Origin of the sequence: Anaerocolumna sp. AGMB13025 (assembly GCF_029689925.1) — a bacterium.
Taxonomy (GTDB): Bacteria; Bacillota; Clostridia; order Lachnospirales; family Lachnospiraceae; genus Anaerocolumna.
The window spans coordinates 2,939,866-2,964,295 of sequence record NZ_CP121445.1 but is presented as its reverse complement, the minus strand read 5'-3'; the positions used below and the strand labels follow the sequence as shown (position 1 = coordinate 2,964,295).

General features: G+C 39.6%; 21 protein-coding genes. 8 read left to right on the top strand and 13 right to left on the bottom strand.

The annotated features are described in order from the left end of the window. Positions 1–424 precede the first annotated feature (424 nt). Complete coding sequence (locus QA584_RS12105) at positions 425–1,381, top strand: S8 family peptidase (RefSeq protein WP_278275160.1); 957 nt, start codon at positions 425–427, stop codon at positions 1,379–1,381. Between the two features lie 246 nt (positions 1,382–1,627). On the opposite strand, the gene QA584_RS12100 is transcribed toward QA584_RS12105, so the two are convergent. The 3 genes from QA584_RS12100 to QA584_RS12090 form a co-directional block, all read right to left on the bottom strand. Next, positions 1,628–2,182, bottom strand: a complete 555-nt coding sequence (locus tag QA584_RS12100; RefSeq protein WP_278274764.1) for a rubrerythrin family protein — start codon at positions 2,180–2,182, stop codon at positions 1,628–1,630. 90 nt (positions 2,183–2,272) lie between these two features. Next, a complete protein-coding gene (locus QA584_RS12095; RefSeq protein WP_278274763.1) occupies positions 2,273–3,118 on the bottom strand; it encodes a 2-oxoacid:ferredoxin oxidoreductase subunit beta in 846 nt (281 codons plus the stop codon). Position 3,119: 1 nt separating this feature from the next. Next, a complete protein-coding gene (locus QA584_RS12090) occupies positions 3,120–4,790 on the bottom strand; it encodes a 2-oxoacid:acceptor oxidoreductase subunit alpha (protein WP_278274762.1) in 1,671 nt (556 codons plus the stop codon). A 356-nt stretch (positions 4,791–5,146) separates the two neighbouring features. Here QA584_RS12090 and QA584_RS12085 point away from each other — a divergent pair, with 356 nt between their 5' ends. After that, positions 5,147–5,362 carry a chorion class high-cysteine HCB protein 13 gene (locus QA584_RS12085; protein WP_278274761.1) on the top strand — a complete coding sequence of 72 codons (216 nt, stop codon included), beginning with the start codon at positions 5,147–5,149 and terminating at the stop codon, positions 5,360–5,362. 95 nt (positions 5,363–5,457) lie between these two features. Here the strand turns inward: QA584_RS12085 and QA584_RS12080 are convergent, their stop codons facing one another. After that, a complete protein-coding gene (locus QA584_RS12080) occupies positions 5,458–5,682 on the bottom strand; it encodes a hypothetical protein (RefSeq protein ID WP_278274760.1) in 225 nt (74 codons plus the stop codon). Positions 5,683–5,879: 197 nt separating this feature from the next. Here QA584_RS12080 and aroC point away from each other — a divergent pair, with 197 nt between their 5' ends. The 6 genes from aroC (at position 5,880) to QA584_RS12050 (ending at position 11,804) form a co-directional block, all read left to right on the top strand. After that, entirely contained in the window at positions 5,880–6,995 is a 1,116-nt protein-coding gene (aroC, locus tag QA584_RS12075) for a chorismate synthase (protein WP_278274759.1), read from the top strand. Between the two features lie 290 nt (positions 6,996–7,285). Then, the gene (locus QA584_RS12070) at positions 7,286–7,825 is read left to right on the top strand and encodes a helix-turn-helix domain-containing protein (protein WP_278274758.1); all 540 of its coding nucleotides are present in this window, start codon (positions 7,286–7,288) and stop codon (positions 7,823–7,825) included. A gap of 40 nt (positions 7,826–7,865) precedes the next feature. Continuing rightward, positions 7,866–8,945: an ABC transporter ATP-binding protein gene (locus QA584_RS12065; RefSeq protein ID WP_278274757.1), complete on the top strand. Its 1,080-nt coding sequence runs from the start codon at positions 7,866–7,868 to the stop codon at positions 8,943–8,945. Beyond that, positions 8,935–9,753 carry an ABC transporter permease gene (locus tag QA584_RS12060; RefSeq protein ID WP_278274756.1) on the top strand — a complete coding sequence of 273 codons (819 nt, stop codon included), beginning with the start codon at positions 8,935–8,937 and terminating at the stop codon, positions 9,751–9,753. The genes QA584_RS12065 and QA584_RS12060 overlap by 11 nt, the downstream gene beginning before the upstream one ends. Continuing rightward, the gene (locus QA584_RS12055; RefSeq protein WP_331487911.1) at positions 9,747–10,553 is read left to right on the top strand and encodes an ABC transporter permease; all 807 of its coding nucleotides are present in this window, start codon (positions 9,747–9,749) and stop codon (positions 10,551–10,553) included. The genes QA584_RS12060 and QA584_RS12055 overlap by 7 nt, the downstream gene beginning before the upstream one ends. A gap of 180 nt (positions 10,554–10,733) precedes the next feature. Then, the gene (locus QA584_RS12050; protein WP_278275159.1) at positions 10,734–11,804 is read left to right on the top strand and encodes an ABC transporter substrate-binding protein; all 1,071 of its coding nucleotides are present in this window, start codon (positions 10,734–10,736) and stop codon (positions 11,802–11,804) included. A gap of 286 nt (positions 11,805–12,090) precedes the next feature. Here the strand turns inward: QA584_RS12050 and QA584_RS12045 are convergent, their stop codons facing one another. The 9 genes from QA584_RS12045 to QA584_RS12005 all read right to left on the bottom strand — a co-directional run bounded on the left by QA584_RS12045 (position 12,091) and on the right by QA584_RS12005 (position 24,430). Next, entirely contained in the window at positions 12,091–13,242 is a 1,152-nt protein-coding gene (locus QA584_RS12045) for an iron-containing alcohol dehydrogenase (protein WP_278274755.1), read from the bottom strand. A 9-nt stretch (positions 13,243–13,251) separates the two neighbouring features. Further along, the gene (locus tag QA584_RS12040; RefSeq protein WP_278274754.1) at positions 13,252–14,466 is read right to left on the bottom strand and encodes an aspartate aminotransferase family protein; all 1,215 of its coding nucleotides are present in this window, start codon (positions 14,464–14,466) and stop codon (positions 13,252–13,254) included. A gap of 122 nt (positions 14,467–14,588) precedes the next feature. After that, positions 14,589–15,170: a TetR/AcrR family transcriptional regulator gene (locus QA584_RS12035; RefSeq protein WP_278274753.1), complete on the bottom strand. Its 582-nt coding sequence runs from the start codon at positions 15,168–15,170 to the stop codon at positions 14,589–14,591. Positions 15,171–15,236: 66 nt separating this feature from the next. Beyond that, complete coding sequence (gene prdB / locus QA584_RS12030) at positions 15,237–15,962, bottom strand: D-proline reductase (dithiol) protein PrdB (RefSeq protein WP_278274752.1); 726 nt, start codon at positions 15,960–15,962, stop codon at positions 15,237–15,239. Positions 15,963–15,977: 15 nt separating this feature from the next. Beyond that, entirely contained in the window at positions 15,978–16,175 is a 198-nt protein-coding gene (locus QA584_RS12025) for a CBO2463/CBO2479 domain-containing protein (RefSeq protein WP_278274751.1), read from the bottom strand. 141 nt (positions 16,176–16,316) lie between these two features. Next, positions 16,317–18,128 (bottom strand): D-proline reductase (dithiol) proprotein PrdA, encoded by a 1,812-nt coding sequence (gene prdA, locus QA584_RS12020; RefSeq protein ID WP_278274750.1) that lies wholly within the window; start codon positions 18,126–18,128, stop codon positions 16,317–16,319. 25 nt (positions 18,129–18,153) lie between these two features. After that, positions 18,154–19,443, bottom strand: coding sequence for a proline reductase-associated electron transfer protein PrdC (gene prdC / locus QA584_RS12015; protein ID WP_278274749.1), 1,290 nt, complete (start codon positions 19,441–19,443; stop codon positions 18,154–18,156). Between the two features lie 275 nt (positions 19,444–19,718). Continuing rightward, positions 19,719–20,750: a proline racemase family protein gene (locus QA584_RS12010; protein WP_278274748.1), complete on the bottom strand. Its 1,032-nt coding sequence runs from the start codon at positions 20,748–20,750 to the stop codon at positions 19,719–19,721. Positions 20,751–21,082: 332 nt separating this feature from the next. Further along, complete coding sequence (locus QA584_RS12005; protein ID WP_278274747.1) at positions 21,083–24,430, bottom strand: beta-L-arabinofuranosidase domain-containing protein; 3,348 nt, start codon at positions 24,428–24,430, stop codon at positions 21,083–21,085.

The following is a 24,430-nucleotide window of genomic DNA, read 5'->3' as shown; positions in this document are numbered from 1 at the left end:
AAGATACGACAGTTTTTGAGGATAGCAAGTCCCTGTCTGCGGCACGCCTATCGAAAAAGAAGCTTATCTGGGCGGAAGTATTTATTACCTGAAAGATTGTCAGGCTCTAACATAGGATTGGATATATAAAATAAATTTACTACAAAAAATACTTGCATAAAGACAAGGAGCGAATTCATAAGATTAACAATGATATAAAGAAAGAATTTGGGCTGCCATGAATCAAAAGCAAAACATACAAATTATTGTTAGTTGCAGTGACTATGAAAATAATTACAATGAAGTAGCCGCTATGGGAAAAGTAAAATACAGACTTCCCATGATCGATTCCTATGTCATTGAAGTGGAACAAGACAGACTGGATCAGCTGCAGGAAGAAAATGCATTGTGGAGTTATGAGTTGGATACCCATATTACTGCCCAAATGAACCGGGCAGCAGAAATCATTGAATTAAAGTGGGCACATGACAGACAGATATTTGGCGAAAATATCGGAGTTGCTGTTGTAGATACCGGAATATGCATGCATAAGGATTTTACAGAAGGCGGTAACCGTATCCTTAGTTTTTACGACCTCATCCACGGAAGAACGGAACCATATGATGATAATGGTCACGGAAGCCATGTAGCCGGAATAATCGGCGGTAATGGTTTTTTGTCCAACCGAAAATATATTGGTCTGGCACCAAAATGCAATCTAATCGGCATTAAAGTATTAGACCAAAAAGGGGATGGCAATATATCTGATGTATTAGCTGGTCTTCAATGGATTATTGATAATAAACAAAAATATAATATACGGGTTGTGAATATATCCGTAGGTACCACCACAAGAGAAAATGTGGATGAAAACTCCCTTCTGGTAAAAGGGGTAAATGCGGTCTGGGATGCTGGTATTGTGGTAGTGGTTGCCGCAGGTAATAACGGACCCGGCCCCATGTCTATATCAACTCCTGGTATCAGCAGAAAAGTCATAACTGTGGGTTCCTCAGATGACCGGATTACTGTTGAATTATTTGGTAATAAAACCATGGATTACTCCGGCAGAGGACCTACGGCCTCCTGTATTAAAAAACCGGATATCGTAGCGCCAGGTTCCAATATTATCTCCTGCTCAACCATGAAAAATTATCAGCGTTACCGCTATAATCTACTCAATAATCCCCGCAATGATTATTCCAGTTTAATGTATACTATAAAAAGCGGGACTTCTATGGCTACACCCATTGTATCCGGTGCCATAGCCCTGCTGCTTTCCCAATATCCAAATATGACAACAAAAGAAGTCAAACTGAAATTGAGAGAAAGCGCGGTAGACTTAGGTTATCCCTGGTCAAAACAAGGTTGGGGATTGTTAAACATACCCAGACTATTGCAGTAGAATTGAACATGAAAATCTAAAAAAAGAGACTGTTGCAAAATTCATAGAGTAAATTACTTGGGAGAGAATGGGGATAATGTTTTTAGAAATTTTGTGTAAAGTATGCGCGAATGGCTGCAAGAAAGAGAATGCAGCCGCCTATTCGCGCAATCTTTACACAAAATTTCTAAAAACATTATCCCCATTCTAAGCCCAAGTTCAAAATCTTACAATTTTGCAACAGTCTCTTCTTCTTTATCATTCCAACTAAAATTTCTTATACATCTCTTTCTTTGCACCACAGACCGGACAGTTATCCGGCGCACCGTCAAGAACCGTATGCCCGCAGACCGGACAGATATATACACTGTTAAACTCCATATCTTTTCCCTCTTTTGCTGCGTTTTGTGCCTGACTGAATAAATCCGCATGAATCTTCTCTGCTTCTAAGGCAAAGTGGAAAGAACGCTGTGCCCCTTTTTCCTCCTGAAATTCTGCGGCATTTAGATAAACTGGATACATCTGTTCCACTTCATGAAGCTCTCCGTTAATTGCTCCCTGCAAATTATCAACGGTCTTACCGGTACCAAATACTGCTCCGGCTACAACAGTTGCATCTGCAGTGGTCCCGCCTATTTCTTTATAATGGTTATTGGCGTGGACCCTTTCTGCAAAGGATATTGCTTCAAATAATTTAGCAATATTGGGAAAACCTTCTTTTTCTGCTGCTGCTCCCCAGGTCAAATACCTCATGTGGGCCATACTTTCACCGCCGTATGCGGAATGTAGAAAATCACTGGTCATTGCATTTTTAACTGCCATAATATTCCTCCTAAAAATAATATTTATGTCAATAAAAACATAATTATAATTATATAATTCTGATTATTAGTATGAGTTCTATACAACCAATTATACAAATTCCTGTATTAATTTTTGAACCACCTCTTTGGAAGTCTGTCGGTCAACCAGTGGTAAACCTGATTTCAGAACCTGGTTTCGCTCGTCAAAATCCGCCTTTTCTTCCCTATATATAACTCCTAGCGGAATTTTATCACCGAATTCCAGGGACTTTTTAAAGGCTTCTAATTTATCCGCTGGATTATAGTCATCTTCAATATGGTAAACCCGGCTCTTATAATACCCGAAGGTATTAATCTTATTAAAACTAATACAAGGCTGCAGGATATCTACAAATGCATATCCCTTGTAACTGATTGCCTCCTTCATGATTGAAACCAGATGTTGTGTATCCCCGCTGAAGGCTCTTGCAACAAATCCTGCACCGGCTGAAATTGCCATCAGAATCGGATTAAAAGGGGTGTTGCTGTTCCCATTAATCTGTACATCGGTGATATGCCCTTCTGCTGAAGTCGGGGACGCCTGACCTTTTGTCAGTCCGTATATTTGATTGTCATGGACAAAATGTGTAATATCTACATTCCTTCTGATATTATGTATAAAATGATTGCCGCCTTCACCATAGGAATCACCGTCTCCGGTATCCACGATAACCGTAAGCTTTTCATTGGCAATTTTTGCCGCTGCGGCCGCCGGCAGGGACCTGCCATGCAGTCCGCAAAAGCGGTTAGCACTGATATACTGGGGAGTTTTAGCGGCCTGCCCGATACCGCCTACCATAAGTACTTCATAGGGGTCTTTACCAAGTTCCTCCAAAGCTGTCTTTAAACATCTTAATATGTTAAAATTACCGCAGCCCGGGCACCAGGCTGTTTCATATGTACTGAATGTATCCATATTAAATCAGACCTCCTTTCCATATTTCAAGAGCAATCTCTTCTCCAGAAATCTCCCTGCCATCGTATTTTAATATATGGGAAGTGCAGGCAATTCCTGTTTTTTCCCGTATCAACTCGGCTAATTGTCCTGTTGCGTTCTGCTCAACATTGATAATATTATTTGCAATAGCACTAAATTCTGTTAGTTTTTTAACCGGCAGAGGATAAATGTCGCCAAATATTAAGGCACCGTATTTTCCAGGCTCTTTTTCATTTAATAGCTTAACTGCTTCTGCCAGCGGACCATAGGTAGAACCCCAGCCAAGCAGTAAATCCGTACAGCCTTTTGCTCCTAAGAATTCCGGTTCTAACAGCTCTTCTTCTAATTTCTTAAGTTTTCTCATACGCTTATCCATCATATCCTTGCGTACACTGGCCGATTCGGTTATAAAACCATATTCATCGTGTTCATCACTGTCTGCCGAAACAAAATGTTTGGATTTGCCAGGGATCAGACGGGGAGAAATTCCATCCTCCGTTATAAGGTATCTAAGATATTCTCCCTTGATTTCTTTCGCATCAGCCGGTACGGCAACCTCTATACCGCTTAGATCAAAGGGTTCAACCGTTGCCGTTGAGTCACCTAAGAATTGGTCGCTTAGAAGGATAACCGGTATCTGATATTTTTCTGCCAGGTGAAATGCCCGGATGGTCTGGTAAAAAGCATCTTTATGATTTCTTAAGGCAATTACCATTCTTGGAAACTCTCCCTGTGCGGCTGATATGACAAACTTTAAATCACTCTGTTCTGTTCTTGTTGGCAGACCCGTTGCAGGTCCGGGACGCTGTACGTCCACTGCAACTAAGGGTATCTCTGCAATTCCTGAAAATCCAAGAGCTTCCACTTTAAGACAGAACCCGCCGCCGGAGGTACCAGTCATAGCTCTTGCTCCGGCATAGGATGCACCAAGCGCCATGTTAATGGCTGCTATCTCATCTTCCGCCTGCTCCACAACAATACCGGTTTCGTTACTTTTTGAAGCCAGAAATTCCATTACAGCGGTTGAGGGCGACATCGGATAGGCAGAATAAAAATTAAGACCAGCTGCGATTGCTCCCATAGCCAAGGCTTTGCTTCCGGATAGGAGCATCCAGTCCTTAAAGTTACCGTCAATATGGGTAAACTTTGCAGTAACACTGTCATATCCTGTTTGCAGGGCTTTTAAATTCACTTCCAGATATTGTTCTTTCACAGAAGTTTTCATGATATCACTGATATGTTCCAAAGATTCTCCGAATAGTTTCAGTACGGCACCAACTGCAATACTGCCGGATACACGGATGTTACCCAGGTCTTTTGCCATCTGATCCATATCCAGCTTAATCACCTGTGTTCCTTCGGCATTTAAACTGCTGTCACATAGTATAAACCCCTTTGCTTTCAGTTTATCTTTATGTAAAGAAACGGTTTCATCATTCAAGGCAATCATACCGTCTAATTTATCATTATGCGAAGTAATCTCTTCCGCTCCAAACCGGAGCATCGAAAAATTATGACCGCCGCGTACCCGGGACATAAAATCTCTTACTGTAAATACATAATAACCTGATTTCTTTAATGCTTTTTCCAAAATAGCCACTGTCGTATCAATTCCTTGTCCGGCAGCTCCTCCAATTAAAATATTGTACATAGATTTCCTCCTTTTCTAAATATAACAAATATTATACTTTATTCCGCCTATAATTACAACACGAAAACACTTTTTTACTGTTTATTTTCATTATTCATTATATTTACTTTAATTAAATAATTATTTAACAAAATAACCTATAATTATCAACACATTAATAACTATATTATTCTCCCTTCAAATGTATGCAGAGAATCTTTGTTTATTATACAAGCAAAACCTGTCCTTTTTTTTCCTGTCATAGTCTTTTATGTCGTTAATTGCGATAAAAACAGTATGTTTTTTTAAGAATTATAGGAAATGAGGCAAGCATGAATTCATATGATACAGTGTAATAACAAATAGGAGGCTCTTACATGAGTGATTTAGCAGCAACAAATTGCGGTGTTGGTAACGGTTGTAACGGAGGGTTCGGCGGCTCTTGGATCCTTATAATCCTTTTACTGTGCTGTTGCAATGGTAATAATGGTTTATTCGGAGGCGGTTTCGGTAATGGATGTAATGATGGCTGTGGTTCTATTATCTGGATCATCTTAATCCTTTGCTTATGCGGAGGTAATAGCTTCTGCTAATTATTATTCTTTGCGTCACTTCGGTACTAAAAGCTTAAGAAAAAAAGCTGCTGATGCAGCTTTTTTTCTGTTTATGAATCATATATTAATATCTTCTATTTCCTATTCCAATCCTGCCTTTGATTAAGCCTCATTTGCTTTACTTTCTCATAGCAATCCGGGTCAATTTCATACACGGAATTATCATCTATAATTAAATCATCTGATACTTTCCCACTCCGGTCTCTTCTTGCTTCACCTGCTGCGTAATATCTGTCACTTTGTGAGTTTTTTTGTATTGGATATTCATTACTCCTATTATAGTCATAATAATTTGGCATAGTAACCTCCTTGTATTTTAAATCGATTGTAAACTGTTAAAAATAACATTTTAGTTCAGGAAGAGCCTAAAATTAATTTACCAATCCTTACAATATATGAATAATTTGTTGAAATGTACATAATTGATATTGATAACCCGAATCTTTTCTTATATACTATGTCTAAATACACGTAAAAAGAAAACGAGGTGACTCTAATGTCAGGTTCTACATACGGAACTATGTTTAAAATAGCTACTTGGGGAGAATCCCACGGCAAAGGCATCGGGGTGGTGATTGATGGCTGTCCGGCCGGTTTAACCCTTACGGAAGAAATGGTACAGACTTACTTAAACCGTCGAAGACCCGGACAGACCAAATATGCGACTCCCAGAAATGAGAGCGATAAAGTTGAGTTCCTGTCCGGAATTTTTGAACAGAAAACCACCGGGACTCCAATATCCATGATTGTAATGAATACCAGTCAGCATTCGGCGGATTACTCAGATATTGCTAACTATTATCGTCCGGGACATGCCGATTATACTTATGACACGAAATATGGTTTCAGGGATTACCGTGGCGGTGGTCGTTCCTCCGGCAGAGAAACCATAGGAAGGGTTGCAGCCGGTGCAGTAGCCATGGCAATATTAAACCAACTTGGAATACAGGTTTGCGCTTATACAAAAACCATAAGTGATATCTCCATTGATTATAAAAACTGCAGCAAAGAGAACATTTTATTAAGCCCCCTTGCCATGCCGGATTTAGCCGCCTCTGAAAAGGCTCAGGTTCTTTTGGACACTACGATGAAGGAACTAGATTCCGTAGGCGGAATTATAGAATGTATCGTAAGTGGTATGCCTGCTGGCATCGGAGAACCGGTCTTTGATAAACTGGATGCTAATTTAGCGAAAGCAGTTATGTCTATCGGCGCAGTAAAAGGCATCGAATTCGGTTCTGGTTTCCTGGCTGCGGGTATGACCGGAATACAGAATAATGATAAATTCCAATATGATAAAGCAGGAAATATCAGTACAATGACAAACCATGCCGGCGGTATTCTTGGCGGTATCAGCGACGGTGCAGAAATCATATTCAGAGCTTGTGTAAAGCCTACTCCCTCTATAGCACAGACTCAGGATACCATTAACAAAACCGGTGAAAATATTAAAGTTAATATCAGGGGACGCCATGACCCAATCATAGTACCCCGGGCAGTTGTTGTCGTAGAAGCCATGACTGCGGTAACCTTAGTGGATATGCTTTTTATGAGCATGACCTCTAAAATGGATGCTATAGTGAAATACTTTACGCCCCAGAAGAACAACTAAATTTCTTTTTCCAGATTTTTTATAATAATACACTTTATATACAAAGAACGTAGAATCAAAGGTGAAGGATCCCTTTCGGTTCTACGTTTCTTTTTGCTTGATTTTACAGGTTTTCTCCGGGTATTAAACGGCTTTTGCAGCGGGTTTTATATTTTTTTGTATTTATTCAGAATTATTCGTTAAATTTACAAAACATTATATTGACATAGGAAAGATTACGTGTATAATAAATTATGGCATTTGTTTAGCAAGACTAAACTAAAAGTTTATTTCTATTAAGGAGGCAGGTTGTGAAGATTGGAGAAAAGATTAAGGAACTGCGGGTTTTAAAAAGCCTGACCCAGGAAGAACTGGCTGACCGAGCTGAATTGTCCAAAGGATTTATATCCCAGCTGGAAAGAGACTTAACTTCCCCTTCCATTGCTACCCTGGTAGATATACTACAATGCCTTGGGACAGATCTGGAGGAATTCTTTTCCGACCCTACCGCAGAACAGGTAGTTTTTAAAAAGTCAGATTATTTTCAAAAGTATGACAGTGAACTAAAAAATGAAATAAAATGGATCATTCCCAATGCCCAGAAGAATATGCTGGAACCAATTCTTCTAACCCTTGACCCGGGCGGTTCCACTTATCCGGATAACCCTCATGAAGGTGAAGAATTCGGATATGTATTAAACGGAAGCATAACGTTACATATTGGAAACAAAACTTTCAAAGCCAAAAAAGGTGAATCTTTTTATTATAAAGCCGGTAAAAAGCACTTTATTACCGCATCCGGAAAGCAAGGTGCTAGCCTGTTATGGATTTCCACCCCACCTAATTTCTAGAAAGTCATTCCTATATTATGAATACCAAGGAGGATATAACATGGCTGGCAACAAACTGATTAATTTAATTGATATTACAAAATCTTATGATAACAATACAGTACTGGATTCCTTAAATCTCTATATAAGAGAGAACGAATTCTTAACCTTGTTAGGTCCTAGCGGCTGTGGTAAAACTACTACCCTTCGAATTATCGGCGGTTTTGAAAATCCGGATTCGGGTAAAGTAATATTTGACGGTAAAGATATCTCCAAGCTGCCTCCCAATGAAAGACAATTAAATACTGTATTCCAAAAGTATGCCCTATTTACCCATATGACCATTGCCGAGAATATAGCCTTTGGGTTAAAAATAAAGAAAAAAAGCAAAGCCTACATAGATGATAAAATTAAGTATGCACTGAAACTGGTTAATCTAGAGGGTTTTGAAAACCGTACTCCCGATTCCTTAAGCGGCGGCCAGCAGCAGCGTATTGCCATTGCAAGAGCCATCGTTAACGAACCGAAGGTGCTGCTTTTGGACGAACCTTTAGGTGCTCTTGATTTAAAGCTCCGCCAGGATATGCAGTATGAATTAATACGTCTTAAGAATGAACTGGGTATTACCTTTATCTATGTAACCCATGATCAGGAAGAGGCCTTAACCATGTCCGATACCATTGTCGTTATGAACCAGGGTTACATTCAGCAGGTGGGTACCCCGGAGATGATTTATAATGAACCAAAGAATGCCTTTGTAGCTGACTTTATCGGCGAAAGCAATATTCTCCATGCTACTATGCTTGAAGACAAATTGGTTAATATCCTTGGCACTAATTTTCCCTGTGTCGATATCGGCTTTGGAAAGAATCAGCCCGTAGACGTGGTTATACGTCCGGAAGACATCGATCTGGTAAAACCGTCAGAAGGATTAATGACCGGACGGGTTACTTCCTTAATTTTTAAAGGTGTCCACTATGAAATGGATGTCATGGCCGGAGGTCATGAATGGCTTGTTCACAGCACAGATCTTTTCCCGGTAGGAAGTGAAGTCGGAATCTCTGTGAATCCTTTTGATATTCAGATTATGAACAAACCGGAATCGGAAGATGAAGAGGCGGTGATTCTGGATGAACAGTAAAAAATGGCTTTCCTTTCCCTTTATACTATGGATGGCTGCCTTTATCATTATACCGCTTCTAATGATTATTTATTATGGTTTTACTTCACAGGACGGCGGCTTTACCTTTCGTAATCTGACTCTGATTTCAGACCCGATTAACAGAAAAGCCCTCTGGCTTTCCTTACGGTTATCCATAATCAGTACCGTATTATGCCTGGTACTCGCCTATCCGGTGGCTCTTATCCTGCACAATATGAAATTAAAGAACAACTCCTTTATTGTAATGATATTCATTCTTCCCATGTGGATGAACTTTTTATTAAGGACTTTGGCCTGGCAGAATATATTGGAGAAAACAGGTATTATTAACACACTCCTGAATATACTGCATCTTCCTAATATAAATATTATAAATACACCATCTGCTATCATATTTGGTATGGTTTATAATTTTCTGCCCTTTATGATTTTGCCTATATACAATGTATTAATAAAAATCAGTGATGATATAACCAATGCTGCCAGGGATTTAGGCGCTAACGGAGTACAGACCTTTACAAAGATTATTCTCCCCTTAAGCCTTCCCGGCGTAATAAGCGGGATTACCATGGTCTTTGTTCCTTCCCTTACCACCTTCGTTATCTCGGAAATATTAGGTGGCAGCAAGGTTGTTTTAATCGGCAATGTAATAGAACAGCAATTTAAAACAATTAATAATTGGAATGCTGGCTCCGGTTTATCCTTGGTATTAATGGTATTTATATTAATCAGCATGGCGGTGCTGGCAAAATATGATAAGGAAGAGGAGGGCAAAAGTGTATGGTAAAAAAGATATTGACGAAATTTTATTTAGGCCTGATTTTACTGTTTCTCTACGCTCCTATCCTGATCCTGATTATATTATCCTTTAATAAATCGAAATCCCGTTCCAAATGGGGCGGCTTTACCTTTAACTGGTACAGCCGGTTATTCCAGGATGATGACATTATGAGAGCTTTATACAGTACTCTTTTGATTGCTATATTATCCGCATTGATTGCTACTGTCATCGGTACGGCAGCTTCTCTGGCAATCAACAATATGAAGCGGATTCCAAGAGCTGTTTTAATGGGAATTACCAATATTCCTATGTTAAATGCAGATATTGTAACCGGTATTTCCTTAATGCTTTTGTTTGTTGCCTTAAATTATTCCCTGGGTTTTTCCAGTGTCCTTATGGCACATATTACCTTTAATATACCTTATGTCATCTTAAGTGTCATGCCAAAATTAAAACAGCTTAACTTAAGTACCTATGAAGCAGCACTTGATTTGGGAGCTTCCAGAAGTTATGCCTTTTATAAAGTAGTATTTCCTGATATTTTTCCTGGTGTATTATCCGGTTTCTTACTGGCCTTTACCATGTCACTGGATGATTTTGTAATCACATATTTTACAAAAGGTGCATCCATTGATACCTTATCCACCAAAATTTATTCGGAGGTCCGTAAAGGAATCAAACCGGAGATGTATGCCCTGTCCACTCTTTTATTTGTCTCCGTCCTGATTCTTTTGGTATTAATTAACCGGAGAAATGACAGATCAAAAAATCCTGTTAAAGCGATGAAAGCAATAAATGACAGGTAAAACCATCTCTACAAAAGCTTCATGTTAAAGATTAGGGTCTTACAACCGGTAAAAAACCGATACTCTTTTCGCCCATTATTTTTTGCTGCTATGCGGCCGATGGAAGTTAGGTTGAAAAAACAAGAGCAGTTTTTTCAACATCCTGTTTTGATAGTGTGCTAAAGCACACAGATGGAGGTTATTATGAAAAAATTTAGCTTTATACTATTATTTGCTTTCGTTGGCATAATTGGTCTGACCGGCTGCCAGAAAAGCAGCAAGCCTACGGTTTATGTATATAACTGGGGTGAATATATCGATCCCGATGTGATTGATTCCTTTGAAAAAGAAACTGGTATCAAGGTGGAATATAATGAATTTGAGCAGAATGAAGATATGTATCCCGTAATTAAAACCGGTTCTGTAAAATACGATGTTGTATGCCCTTCAGACTATATGATTCAAAAGATGATTGACGAGAATCTTCTGGCAGAAATCAATTATGATAATGTACCTAATATTAAAAATATTGATACCATCTATTTAAAAAGTGCAGAAAACTTTGACCCGGGCAATAAATACAGTGTACCCTACTGCTGGGGAACTGTTGGGATTCTTTACAACAAGTCTATGATAAAAGAACCAATCGACAGCTGGGATGCTCTCTTTGATAAAGATTTTATTGAAAGGAACGGATACTCCGGTGATATCCTTATGATTAACAGTGTCAGGGATGCCTTTGGAATTGCTTTATCCTACTTAGGTTATTCCATCAATACCACCGATCAGTCACAATTAGAAGAGGCCAAAAAGCTGTTACAGTCACAATTTCCTATGGTCGATGCTTATGTCGTAGACCAGGTAAGGGATAAAATGATTGGCGGAGAAAATCCAATCGGCGTAATCTATTCCGGCGAGGCAATCTTTACCCAGAGGGAAAATAAAGATTTAGAGTATGTTGTGCCCAAGGAAGGCTCCAATGTATGGATTGATGGCTGGGTTATTCCTAAAAATGCACCGAATAAAGAATATGCAGAAAAATGGATTAACTATATGTGTGATCCGGAAATTGCATTAAAGAATTTTGAATATATTACTTATTCTACCCCGAACAAAGCTGCCAGGGATCTGATAAAAGATGAAGACATCAAAAACAGTAAGGTAGCTTTTCCTGAGGCTTCTGTCCTGGAAAGATGCCAGACCTATCAGTATCTTGGCACAGATTTAGAAAAACTATATCTGGATAAATGGAATGAAGTAAAATCAAACTAAATGTCAATGCTATATATAAAAGGTCTTAATTAGTGCTAAAAGAAACTGTGACCTAATAGAAACTGTGACTAATAGGAACCAAGTGTCAGTTTACTGAAACTTTCGCCTCCAGGGGTTAAGTAGTATGATAATTTTCTGCGAGGTGCGTAAACATACTGAAGTATTATTTTGTATCAGGAATAAATCTCCTAATGCATCATAAAAACTCCGGCTGTAAAAAATCAGTTATCACTTCTGATTTTTACAGCCGGAGTTTTTATGATTAAACAAAGTCTTTAAAAAAGTTCTAACCCATAGCCTTTTTATATAACAAAATAATATCCTCTAAGGTACTCTGTCTTGGATTAACTAAAATATTCCCGCTTTTCATGGCGTCCTCTGCCATAGCAGGAATCATATCCTCTGTGACTCCCACTTCTTGTAAATTCTTAGGAATTCCAAGGTTTACTGTCATTTCTTTTAACACTTTAATTAATAGATCCGGTGTGAAATCCTCTGGGACTTTTCTGTCTGGAACTAAATATCCATAGATTTTTTTATACCGCCCTTTATCACTAAGGGCATTATATTCCATTACCACCGGTAATAATATGGCATTAGCCACTCCATGGGAAACATTAAAAAATCCACCCAAAGGATGAGCCATGGCATGTACATTACCAAGTCTGGCATAAGCAAAGGCCAGTCCCGCAAACATGGAACCAGTAAGCATAGCCGATGCTGCTAAAAGGTTGGTTCTGTCTGCGGTGAAAGACCGGAGATTTTCTCCGATTAACTCCATTGCTTTTTCTGCGAAAGCATCTGTAAAGGGTGACGCTGCTTTTGATAAATATGCCTCGATTGCATGGACAAGGGCATCAATACCGGTAGCAGCGGCAATTGGACCTGACAGGGAAAGAATTAGTTCCGGATCTAGTATGGCATATTGAGGAATCAGTTCATAACTAAATACAGTTAGTTTATAATTTCTGGCATGATCTGTAATTACTGTAAAGGCAGTTACTTCACTTCCCGTGCCCGCTGTTGTCGGTATCGCTATGATAGGAGTAATTTTACCCGGCACCTTACTGCCGCCTTCATAATCCTTAATATTACCACCGTATACAGCAACAATTCCTACTGCTTTCGCCACATCCATAGGACTGCCGCCGCCCAAGGCTATAATTGAGTCAGCTCCGCTTTCTTTAAATGCTAAAGCAGCTTTCTCCACCGTTTCCACCGACGGATTCGCTTCCACTTCGTTAAAGAGTTCTGCTTTACAACCTGCTTTTTCCACAAGCTTAATAATTTTATCTGCTACACCAAGTCTGGTCAGATTTTTCCCAGAGATAATTAAGGGCTTACACCAGTTATTCTTCTTTAATATCTCTTCTACTTTTTTAATAGAGCCTTCCCCGAATATGATATCCTGGGGAACCGAAAAACTAAATTCCTTCATAACCCCTCCTTAGGCTAACGATAACACCGTTTCCTTAATAATTTCATAAGCTTTATCACAATCTTCTTCTGTTAGGATCAAGGGCGGAACCATACGGATGACACTGCTTCCGATCGCAGTTATAATAAGTTTTCTGTCAAAACAGCCATGCTTTACATCAATTGCTTTTATGCTTCCATCGAATTCAACTCCGACTAATAAGCCTTTGCCTCTTACTTCTATGACATGGGGCAGGGTTGCTAATTTCGCTTTAAAGTATTCACCCATTCGTTCAGCATTTACGTCCAGATTCCGGTCAAGGAGTTCTTTTATCTGAGCTAAGGAGGCAGCACAGCTTACTGGATGACCGCCGTAGGTCGTTCCGTGGGAGCCCATACTAAAGGCCTTTGATACTTCTTCTGTCGCACAGATTGCACCAATTGGCATGCCTCCGCCCATGGCTTTTGCCATAGATACAATATCCGGTTTTATGCCATACTGCATATAACACATAACCGTACCGGTTCTGCACCAGCCGGTCTGGACCTCATCCAGTAATAATAGCAGCCCTTTTTCATCACAGAACTCTCTTAGTCCAGTCATGAATTCCTGGGTTGCCGGATGTACTCCTCCCTCTCCTTGCAGCGGTTCAATCATAATAGCAATGGTATTATCAGTGCAGGCTGCCTTAAAGGAATCAAGGTCGTTATAATCTGCGTATGTAAACCCGGGAACCATGGACCCAAAACCTACCTGGCAGGCATTATTTGGTTGTCCCGTAGCTGACATGGAACCAAAACTTCTGCCATGGAAGCCCATTTTTGCAGTTACAATATTATATTTATCGGGACCATATGTTTCCGTTCCATATTTTCTTGCCATTTTAATCATTGCTTCATTGGCCTCTGTTCCGGAATTCTGAAAAAATATTTTATCCATTCCGATTGTAGTGCAGATTTTTTCTGCAAGGAGGGCCTGGGGAATGGTATAAGGATAATTAAAGGTATGCATAATATCCTGTACCTGATCCATAACTGCCGCTACTACCTTTTCATTGCAGTTACCGGCACTGTTAACAGCTATTCCGGCGTAAAAATCCAGGTATTTCTCTCCTTCTGAATCATAGATATACATATCTCTGGCAGTTTCTGCAATCATGTCAAAACGCTCATAAGTGTCAATCATATACTTTTTGACTAATCCCTTTATTTCTTCTTCTGTTTTACCTGTTTCTTTTAGTTTCATAATAGTGTTCCTGTGTATATTACAGCATCCATTTATCCTGCAATATTAATTGCCACAATCGTTGAAAGAAGTAAATGTGGCACCCTTTCTTTTATCAGATTTTCTTTCAACCAAACTAACCTTTAATTATTTCTGAAGCCCTGCATAAAAATGGTTAATAACTCGATACCATAAGAAGCCAGCGGATAGTTTCCTTCACAAATGCACCAGTCATACAGGATAGAACGTTCCTGCATCGCATAGATTTTCATTAATTCCCTGGAGGATCGCTCATCTTTTAATTGCTTCCTCTTTTGTCCTTCCTCTATGATTAACATTAAAGCTTTGTAGTAATAACGATTCTGGTTTAAAAGATGTTTTTCGCCTTTTTTCGTTACCTGGGATGAATATAAGTATGCCAGTATATCCACCGGTACTTTATCTTCAATATACTTAAATAAATGTTTTGACATGTATATTAATTTATCAAAGCTGTGAAGGTTCGGGTCTAAATCTTTTACTATAATCAGATACTGCTCATCAAACAAATCCGAAAGTGAACTAAACAAATCTGTTTTCGCACTGAAATAATGATAAAAGGTACCCTTTGAGACTTTACATTCTAGTATTATCTGCTCAATAGTCGTTGTATCATAACCCTGTTCATAGAATAACCGGAATGCGGTTTCTATTATTTTCTTCTTTTTTGAACTTTCCCGTGCCATTCGTCCACCTCCTGGATTTGTATAACTTAATAAGTGACTGTTCTAATACGTATCTAGTATAAAGGTTTATACATTATGCCTGTATTCATAGGGAAGTACTTTTAGTTCTCCAAAAGACTGCATCTCTGCAACTGCCTGTAACGATTCTTTTAAGATTGCTGTCTGCATTTCTATATTGTTAGGTTCCCCGGCATTGGACCCAATGGGTACGTGAGGCGCTGTAATACGGGGAGCACCCTGCTGTCTTGCAATGGGAGGCAAGGCGGCAATAATAACAGTTGACATACCAAGTTTTTCGCAGGCACGTTCTACTATAACTGCCGAACGGTGGCAGGTACCGCAGCCCCCGGTACATACTACAATATCAACCCTTTGTTCCTTTAATCTTCTAGCAATCTCCGGTCCGGTTTCGGTAGTGAATTTATCCACATTACCGCCGCCTCCCATAAAGCCGAACATGGTATCAGCAAGACTTCCGATATAACCTTCTGCAACCAGTTCTCTCAACCTGTCTAAAGGAAACATGGCATTGGGGTCTTTGTTAATATCAGAATTATCAAACCCGCCGTGAGTAACCATTAATTCACTGGTAGAAATCGTTGAGGGTATCTCGCGGTAAGAGTAATCTCCTGCCGTATTAAATGGTTTTTGGGATTTCTGGTGAATACCTCCGGCTGTGATAAAAGCCACCTTACATTCCTTTAAAGGTTTGCCAAGAGGTGTCCAGACTGCCTCTGGTGTTATAGGTACAAATATTTCTGATTTCATTCCTGTTGCTGTAGTTAATTGCATATACTTTCCTCCAATCTATTTTTGTTGTCTGACCTGCATATAGCTAAAGTAAAATTCTACTTCCTGTCCGACTTCTAACGCTTTATCTGAGATGATCCATCTAAGAGGTACGGTGATAACACCTAATCTTCCCTGAATACTGACTTTGACTGCGGTATCATTGATATCTATAACTTTTGCCCTGGTAAGCTGGGGATTTAATTCCACCTCCATGAAAGTCCTCCTTTCTCAGTCATCCTCTTCCTATAAATAATCTTTTAACTTAACTTTCTAATTTCTAATTACATAACTTTCTAATTTTTAATATCTTAACTTTCATTCGAACTTAATACGTTTTCAGCCTTCGAATCAACTCTATTTCACCAGTTTTTGATTTGCATCAATAACTTCCTGTGACCATTTTCTATTTGCGGGTTCAATTGGAATACCTGCCATTTTTGTTTTTAGCATAAGTACGGCTCTGGCAGCATCTTCGGGGCAGATGGAACTACAGCCCAGGACTTCATTTTCAAAGCCTTCCGGGTCTTTGTTTAATTCAATCATGGCATCCATATATTGATTGCCAACTACCAATTGTCCCTGATAAGCAGAGAAAGTAACCCCTACTGCTGGAATTCCACGGCTTCCGATGGCTGCTATGTTGCCGGCAAAATCAATATGGTTATTACCAAAGCCTTCCGTAGTAACAATTGCTCCCTCTAAGGCCATCGTTTCAATTAAAGCACCAAGGCGTTCAGTAACAAACATCTTTTCATCATTTACCTGGGGGCTTCCGATAAAGATTACTCCTACCAGGTATAATTCTTCGTCCTGTGCCAGCGCTTTTACCAGAGGTTCTCTAAAATAATGCCTCGTCATTTCTTTCGTAGCCGGTCCGATGCAAGTAAGGGCATGGATTCCGCCGTCTAATACTTCATTGGGGGATAACATAACCGGCACATTACCTAAATCTACATTCTTTTGTCCGCCGGGAACTCCTGCCGGTTCGCCAGGACAGAGGATATTATCATGCATGGCACCCTGACCCATGATTTCTTTTACTAGTACAACTCTTGGGCGTCCGTATTTATGTACATCACAGAATTTTTCTTCTCTGACCACTGGTTCAGTTGTCTTTTTTAATACTTCGCGGATTTCCTGGATAATTACATCACAGGCACAATGTGCGGCAAAAGGTCCTCTTCGCTCCATGCCGGTACCTTCTTGTATTACAACATTAACACGAATCATGATATCTGTTTCATCCGGGCAGCCAGGTCTTCCAAAAGCAACCTTTTCATCAATATAACCTTCACAGGAACCAAATTCATGAATCTGGACACCGCTTTCATCCAAACCGGTTAAACAAAATACCGCACCACTTAAAACCGCGGTTTCTCCTTCACCTAACTTACCCTTTACCTTAGCTGCAATTGGGATAATATCCATTATGGTATTTGTAAAGACATGGAGATTATCTGGTGTAATAATATCCAATTCCACTGACTTAACCAGCGGATTGCAGTCTTTTGCTTTCTTTAGGAGACCCTTGTCAATGGTTAAAACACCATTTGTAAAGGTGGTAGTTTCTGAAAGCTTAACTTCCTTTACTTTATATTCTTTTTGTATTAAAGTACGGATAATCTTATCTGACTTTTCAGCTTCTGCTATGCCTGACTCAACTTTTGCTGCAAATTTTGCAGATTCTGGGTTTACCAAACTTTGTTCTGATATATCTCCCAGATTAAAGCCTGCTGTATTCAGGGACTGTAAGGGAATATCAAGTGATAACCCTTTTAGTTCGTTTATTTCTAAATGAATCATTCTAGTTCCTCCGGTATTTGCTTCTTTTTTATTCATACCTATTCCATTCACTCCTTCCCCCGCCTTAACAGGTGCTATCTTTTCTTTTGCTGCTTCTGGCATTTCTTTCTCTATACCGCCTTCAATCATATCCGCGGTGATTGGTGTTAATGCCTCTGCGTCTGACTTTAAGGTTTTACCCAATACCTCTTGAATCGTTAAACCTTCCGCTGTAAGAGTAAGGAGCTGTGATTCCACCAGATCCGGAAATATCGTAGGATCTTCTAAATCCCCCTCGCTGATTACCAAGCCTTTTTTTCTTTGGCAGCAGAAAATTGCAGGTTCCTTCAGATGTTTTTGTAACATTTCTTTTGATATTGACATAAGTTCTCTCCTTATATAATAGTTTTTATGTTAAGTGGATTTTTCTGACTAATCTTAATCCGGCTGCCCTTAAAGCCCCATCCGTACAGTGGTATACTGAAAGGTTAAGCTGAGGGGCAATTGACATGACCGTATTGCTGCAATCGGTGCAATTGCTGATTAACAGTGACTTAGCGCCAAGACTTCGCAACTTTAAAACCTTGGCAGACTGACCCGGGCATTTACCTGGATTATCACATTTTAGATTATCCTTAACCCGTTTCGCCTGCTTACAGAATTCGACTCCAACTACATTAGCTCCCATGGAAGCTGCTATTTCCTGTAATCTTTCTTCATTGCCGCCGCAGGCACAGACTAATAGTCCCATATCTCTCTTATCCTGTAAAAATGGCATGGCAGCAAGGATTCCTCCGGTTGTTTTATGAGTAAAATCCTCTTTCGTAGTACGTTTACCAGTAAAAGGACCACCCATAATTAATTCTCCCACATCTTCTTTTAAGCCTCCGGCCATTTCTAATAGTTTACTGACTTTGGTACCTGCTAAAACATCGAGGAAAACCGTGGTGCCTTCCTTTACAGCCCCGCCAACGGTTATATCTTTATGTATTACCGGCTTCTTAAGCGCTACCGCTTCATATACCCGGTATATCGTTTCCAGATTCATAACCACTGCTTTTGCAGCCTGGGGCAGAGAATTAATATCAAGTAATTTCCCAGTAACTTCTCTGATTACCGCTCTTTCTTCCCCCATTGGATAAAGGTCCGGCAGCAGGAAGATTTCCATATTGTTATTTACGTGTTTCTTAAGGATATCAATCGCCTCTTTCTGTTTTTCTTTTATTGCGATGATACCTTTTGCAGCATTGGTAATCTCCATGGCTATGGCAAGTCCCTTAACAACTTCTTCCCCACTTTTTATAATCCGCTTTATGTTATGTTCTAAAATTGGTTCACATTCGGCTGCATTGATGATAACACTTCCTCCCCCTGATAAATCCGTCTGTAACTTCACAAAGGTTGGGAAACCGGCTCCTCCCATACCGCAGATACCAGCCTCCTCAATGAGTTTTAGTGGATCAGTTTCTGATAAGTGGAGGTATTCTGCTGTATCCGGCAGGTTTTTAAGAATTTCTATATATTCCTTTGTTACCTCTAGTATAGAGCCGGAAACACTGGAATGAATATTCAGACTCAAACCCTCGTCTGCCTTTCCGATTAGTTGACCGGTAAAAACATCATCACCGGGTTTTACACAAGCAAGTGCTGGCTTTCCTATATGCTGTTTTAAATAAAAGCGGTACACTTCTTCTTCCATGCTAAACCTTACTCCCTTCTGTATGTATTGCTTGTCTGACTATTATTATCTTTCAGGTTATACTCTTCTATTATCTGGGTAGTTTCTATGTAGTTTTTATGTAATTTCTATATATCTTCTATGTATCTTCTATATATTTTCTAAGTATTTTAATATACTTAAATTCATACTATGTTTTATACTTCGGTCGGTTGAGGGCTAAAAAAAATAAACCAATATCACAAAAGATTATCCTTCTTAAGAAAACATATTAGATTAACTCAATTCATGCCTGCCTAACTTTTACCAAAAATAAATCCATCCTTTAAAGGGTCCGTTTCATCTATCACCCATCGGTTAAATCCGGTAATATAAGCACTGCCGGTTATCTTTGGGATTACGGCTTTATACCCGCCGATACTGGTTTCTTTGGTAATCACGCCCTTAAACATAGAGCCGGTGATGCTTTCATATACGAATTCCTCTCCAATGCTTAGTTCTCCTTTCGCATATAACAATGCTAATTTTGCACTGGTCCCTGTCCCGCAGGGTGACCGGTCTACCTGACTATCTCCGAATATCACTACATTTTTTTTATTAGCCGCTGGATTGGTGGGGCTGCAATAAAATTCAACTAAATCCACCGTAGTGATATCTAAGCAAGGGTGCTTTATTTCAAAGGCTTCATTCACTTTTTTAATTATCTCCATCCCAAGTTCTGTTATCTCTGTGATATTCTCTGTACTTAAGATCAAGCCTAGCTTCTCTGCATCAATCATGGCAAAAAAGCTGCCGCCAAAGGATATATCCAGTTCTACCTTCCCATATCCTGCTATTTCAACCACTAAATCCTTTTTGTATACAAAAGCGGGAACATTAAGAATACTTGCTTCCACCGCTTTTCCATGCTCTACTTTAACACTTGCATAGATTAAACCCGCAGGTGCTTCTAACACTATCTTTGTATAGGGCTCCGTAACCTTTACCAGACCGGTTTCAACTGCTATCGTAGAAGAACCGATACTTCCGTGACCGCACATATTCAGATAACCTCCAGTATCCATAAAGATTACCCCCAAATCAGCTTCTTTGCTGATCGGTTCTGTTAAGACTGCACCAAACATGTCTTTGTGTCCCCGTGGTTCTAACATCAGGGCTGTCCTATAATGGTCAAAATGCTCTTCCAGATACTGTTTCCGTTCAATCATCGTGTTACCGATTAGTTCTGGAAATCCTTTGGTAATGATTCTGGTAGGTTCCCCCATTGTGTGTGAATCTATTGTTTCAAATACGGTGTAATTTAACCGCTGTTTCGGTTTTAGGTCCATGCATACCTCCTTATGGCATCCAATCCAGAAAAAAAGGTGTCACTTATATAAAGTGACACCTTTGTCGTATAATCCTATACTTATTTGGCTTCTGAATCTGTTCTGCATTCGTTTGTACTTTATTCTAGACTACGTTCTAGTCTTTTGTCAAGTATATTTTTTCTTTTGTTAAAAAAATATTTATTCAAACTTCGCTGCTATTTTTGTATTGGCATACTTAATATAATCAGCAATAAAAGTATTTAAGAAAGTTATTTAAGAAAGCATTGATTATGCAAGTATCAAAAATATCATTCCTTGAATCCTGAACATTAAGTATACTACATAAAACTCTATTCTACATATGGTATCATTATTTTAAAGTAGGTATGATAATCCACATGATGTGCAGCATACATAGGGATAAACCGCAATTCTTCATAGCTAAGCACAGGTATTCCTTCCTGCCAGGCAATACTAAAATCCTCCTTTATATCAGGGGATAGGATTAGGGTAATCCATTCTTTTAAACTGCTGCAGCCAACCATGACAAATGGTCCGTAAAAAATACTGGCTACCGGTAACTCCAAATCATCCGGAGTATATTCTAAGGCTAATTCATAGGGAGTATAAATTACTAATTTATCACCCTCTGTCCAGGTTCTGGTTAGGGTAATATAATTCTTATTCGTTTCGGTGCAAGCAAGCTCTCTTCCATTAAGAACCATCCGAAATCCGCTCCTGCACCAGTCAGGGATCCGAAAGCAACCGGTAAATGACTTACTGCTATGTATAGTAAAAACGGTTTTCTCAGCCACAAATCCTCCCGATTGGGTTATAACTATCTCTTCCTCCTGCCAATTCAAAATAGAAGGAATGTATAGATTGATATAAACTTTACGTTCCGATAAGTTCTTAAAATAAATACTCTCCTCGTACTTCACATGATTTTCCATGCCCGTTCCGTGGCAGCAGGTAAACTCCTGGTAATCTGTTCCATATTCTTTATGCTGTCCGGGTCCGATTGGCAGCATATAAGTGACACCATGATGCATTGTTTCAGTAATAACAGGATTTTGGGAAGCTATAATCTGGTTAAATAGAGTCTTTTCATAATAATCCATATATTCACTGTTCTCTGGTTCATACAGATACAGCTCTTTTGTCAGTTTCAGCATATTATAGGCGGCACAGGTTTCACAATTTCTATCTCCTTCTATATGACCGGCTAAAATATCTTTTTCCTTAAAATTTTCCCCTCTTCCTACTCCGCCTATGGAATATGCATAGTGTTTTGTTATCAGATGCCAGAAGTAATAAGCAGTCCGATAATAAGTAATATCTCCCGTTGCCTCATATTCTTTTAAGGCACCTAGAATCTGAGGAATATGCTGATTGGCATGCAAAGAGGTTATCGTATCTTTATTATTCGCAAGCCCGGTAAATACGATATGATTATCAAATAAAGCTGCTGCCGCTATATATTTACTGTCCTCCGTTATTAGATATAAGCGTGCCAAAGCTTCGTTCATACCGCCATATTCACCTGCAATATAAATGCTCCACATCTTACCCAGCTGCTGCCTGGTACAGACAGATAACCGCTCATATACCCAGTTTCCGATTCCGCAGGCTATGGTTAGTGCTGTCTGATTCTGCCCGTATTCATAACAGTCCAATAAGCCTGCCAATATTTTATGTAACGTATAATACGGTGCCCAGATAGACGGATAAGTTGCATATTCCTCCAAAAGAGCAAATTGATCCGGCGGATAAGCACTTAAATATCCTTTGCCCCAAAGCCTGCTAGACTGTCCCCACATAGATTGGGCTGTGTTGTCTTTCGTACATCTGCTGTTAAATTCAGAAGGATTTCCCTCTGATAAATCCTGCAATTCCTTTAAGGAATCTATTAGGTAATCTATTTTTTTCTTTAGCTCTTTATCACCTGTGGAGGAAAAAGCGTAAGCCAGAGCAGATAAATAATGTCCGGTAGAATGCCCTCTTAATAACCCTAAGGGTTCATCCCAGCCCCCTAAGGGTTTTGCATTTTTAGTATCCACTGAAAAGGCAGCACGAAACGCATAGAGCATCCGGTCCGAATCAAGTAGTTTTAAATAATCCAGTGTTCTTTTTTTGTTCTGGGTTACTATAGTATCTTCCCGTAAAACTATCTTGTTAAGACCAAAGCTGCCGCCTAGTTTCTTTCTTTCAACCCAACTGTCGCGCACTGCAATATAAGCCGGTATGATAACACCAGGATACTGTTTTAAATATCCTTTTACAGTAAAATCACCTTTTTTCTTTAGATCAGTTAATGAGACCTCTGACCAGAAAACCAACTCTTTCTTTTTGGTACCGTCACTATATTCAATCCAAATGCGATTTGGCAATACCGGGGAGACTTCTGGCTGCGTCTCTATTTTTATAAGGGGAATACTGGTAATGGATTTTCTTTTATATTCCGGCAGAAGCTTAACCTGGAACGGTTTCCTTAACTCCAGCTTATTATAAGAGAGAACCGCTGTTACTATTACTGCCTTCTTACCCTCTGTTTCAATTCCGCGAAAAACAACTCCTTCCGGTGATACTGCGAGAGCATCACTACTTTCCCACCGCAGTGCAGCACCAAGGTTTCCCCTTTGTGGCAGCTCTATATCCTCATAAATATGATTGATCCGGTTAAGGTTTAAGGACTCTGCTTCTTTTTGCAGCAGCTGTTCTTCCGAAGGATGGGCTTTTATCCGTACCACACAGCCATATTTTTTTTTGATGTTGTCACGGCTGATTACTACGTTAAGATGAACCCGTGCATCCCCTTTTCCGGGAAGCGGTCTCTTCACTTTCCCCTCTGATGTAAGATACGCTTCTTCTTTAGAGCTATAAGAAAACCTTGAACCATAAGGACCTGTCACCGGAAGTATTAGATCTTTGGAAGCTTCCTCTGGTATTTGAGCTTTTAAGTATTCTCTATCTGCCTTAATACAATCCTCATCAGATACAAAAAACAATTCCCTTACTTCCCGGAGAGGTAAAACCCGGTTATAAATCCTAAAATCCGCTACCTGAACCTTAGCAGACTCCAGTCCAAAGATTCCTTTGCCAAAATATAAACAGTCCTCCTTAGATAAAGCAGAAGCTCTTATTTTCTTTTGATCTAATTGGCTGGTTAACTGTCCATCAAGGTAAAAGGTAAAAAGTGAGGGTACCTCCGGCTCTAAGGTGATGCAGAATTGGTACCATCTATCTGTCTGAACCTTCTTATCAGGGCCTGCCGCCTGTTCCTGACTTTGACCGCTGTCTGATACACAGGGAATACAAGCAACTTCCTTTTTATCATCTCCTGTGAGAATTTTACAATAGAGCATAGTATCCTTACCAAAAGAGAATAAGGTCTGATTGTCTTTACATTCTATTATCTTGCACCAGAAACTGATGGTTATCCCAGCTTCATTGGCTAATATTCCTCGGGGCAGTTCAAGGTATCCCCCGTCTTCTCCTCCTGGTAACATAAGAGTATGAAAGGGTCTTCCATATATATCTTCTTTTACAATTACTGCACCGCCACGGTCGAAACTTCGGATTACACCGGTATAACCGTTCTCTGATACATCGGGCACAATCGTACTGCTTACCCGGGTAAAATCAAACTGTAATTGCAATCCCCTGTCAGGGCTGGTTTTTGTAACATCATTATTCAC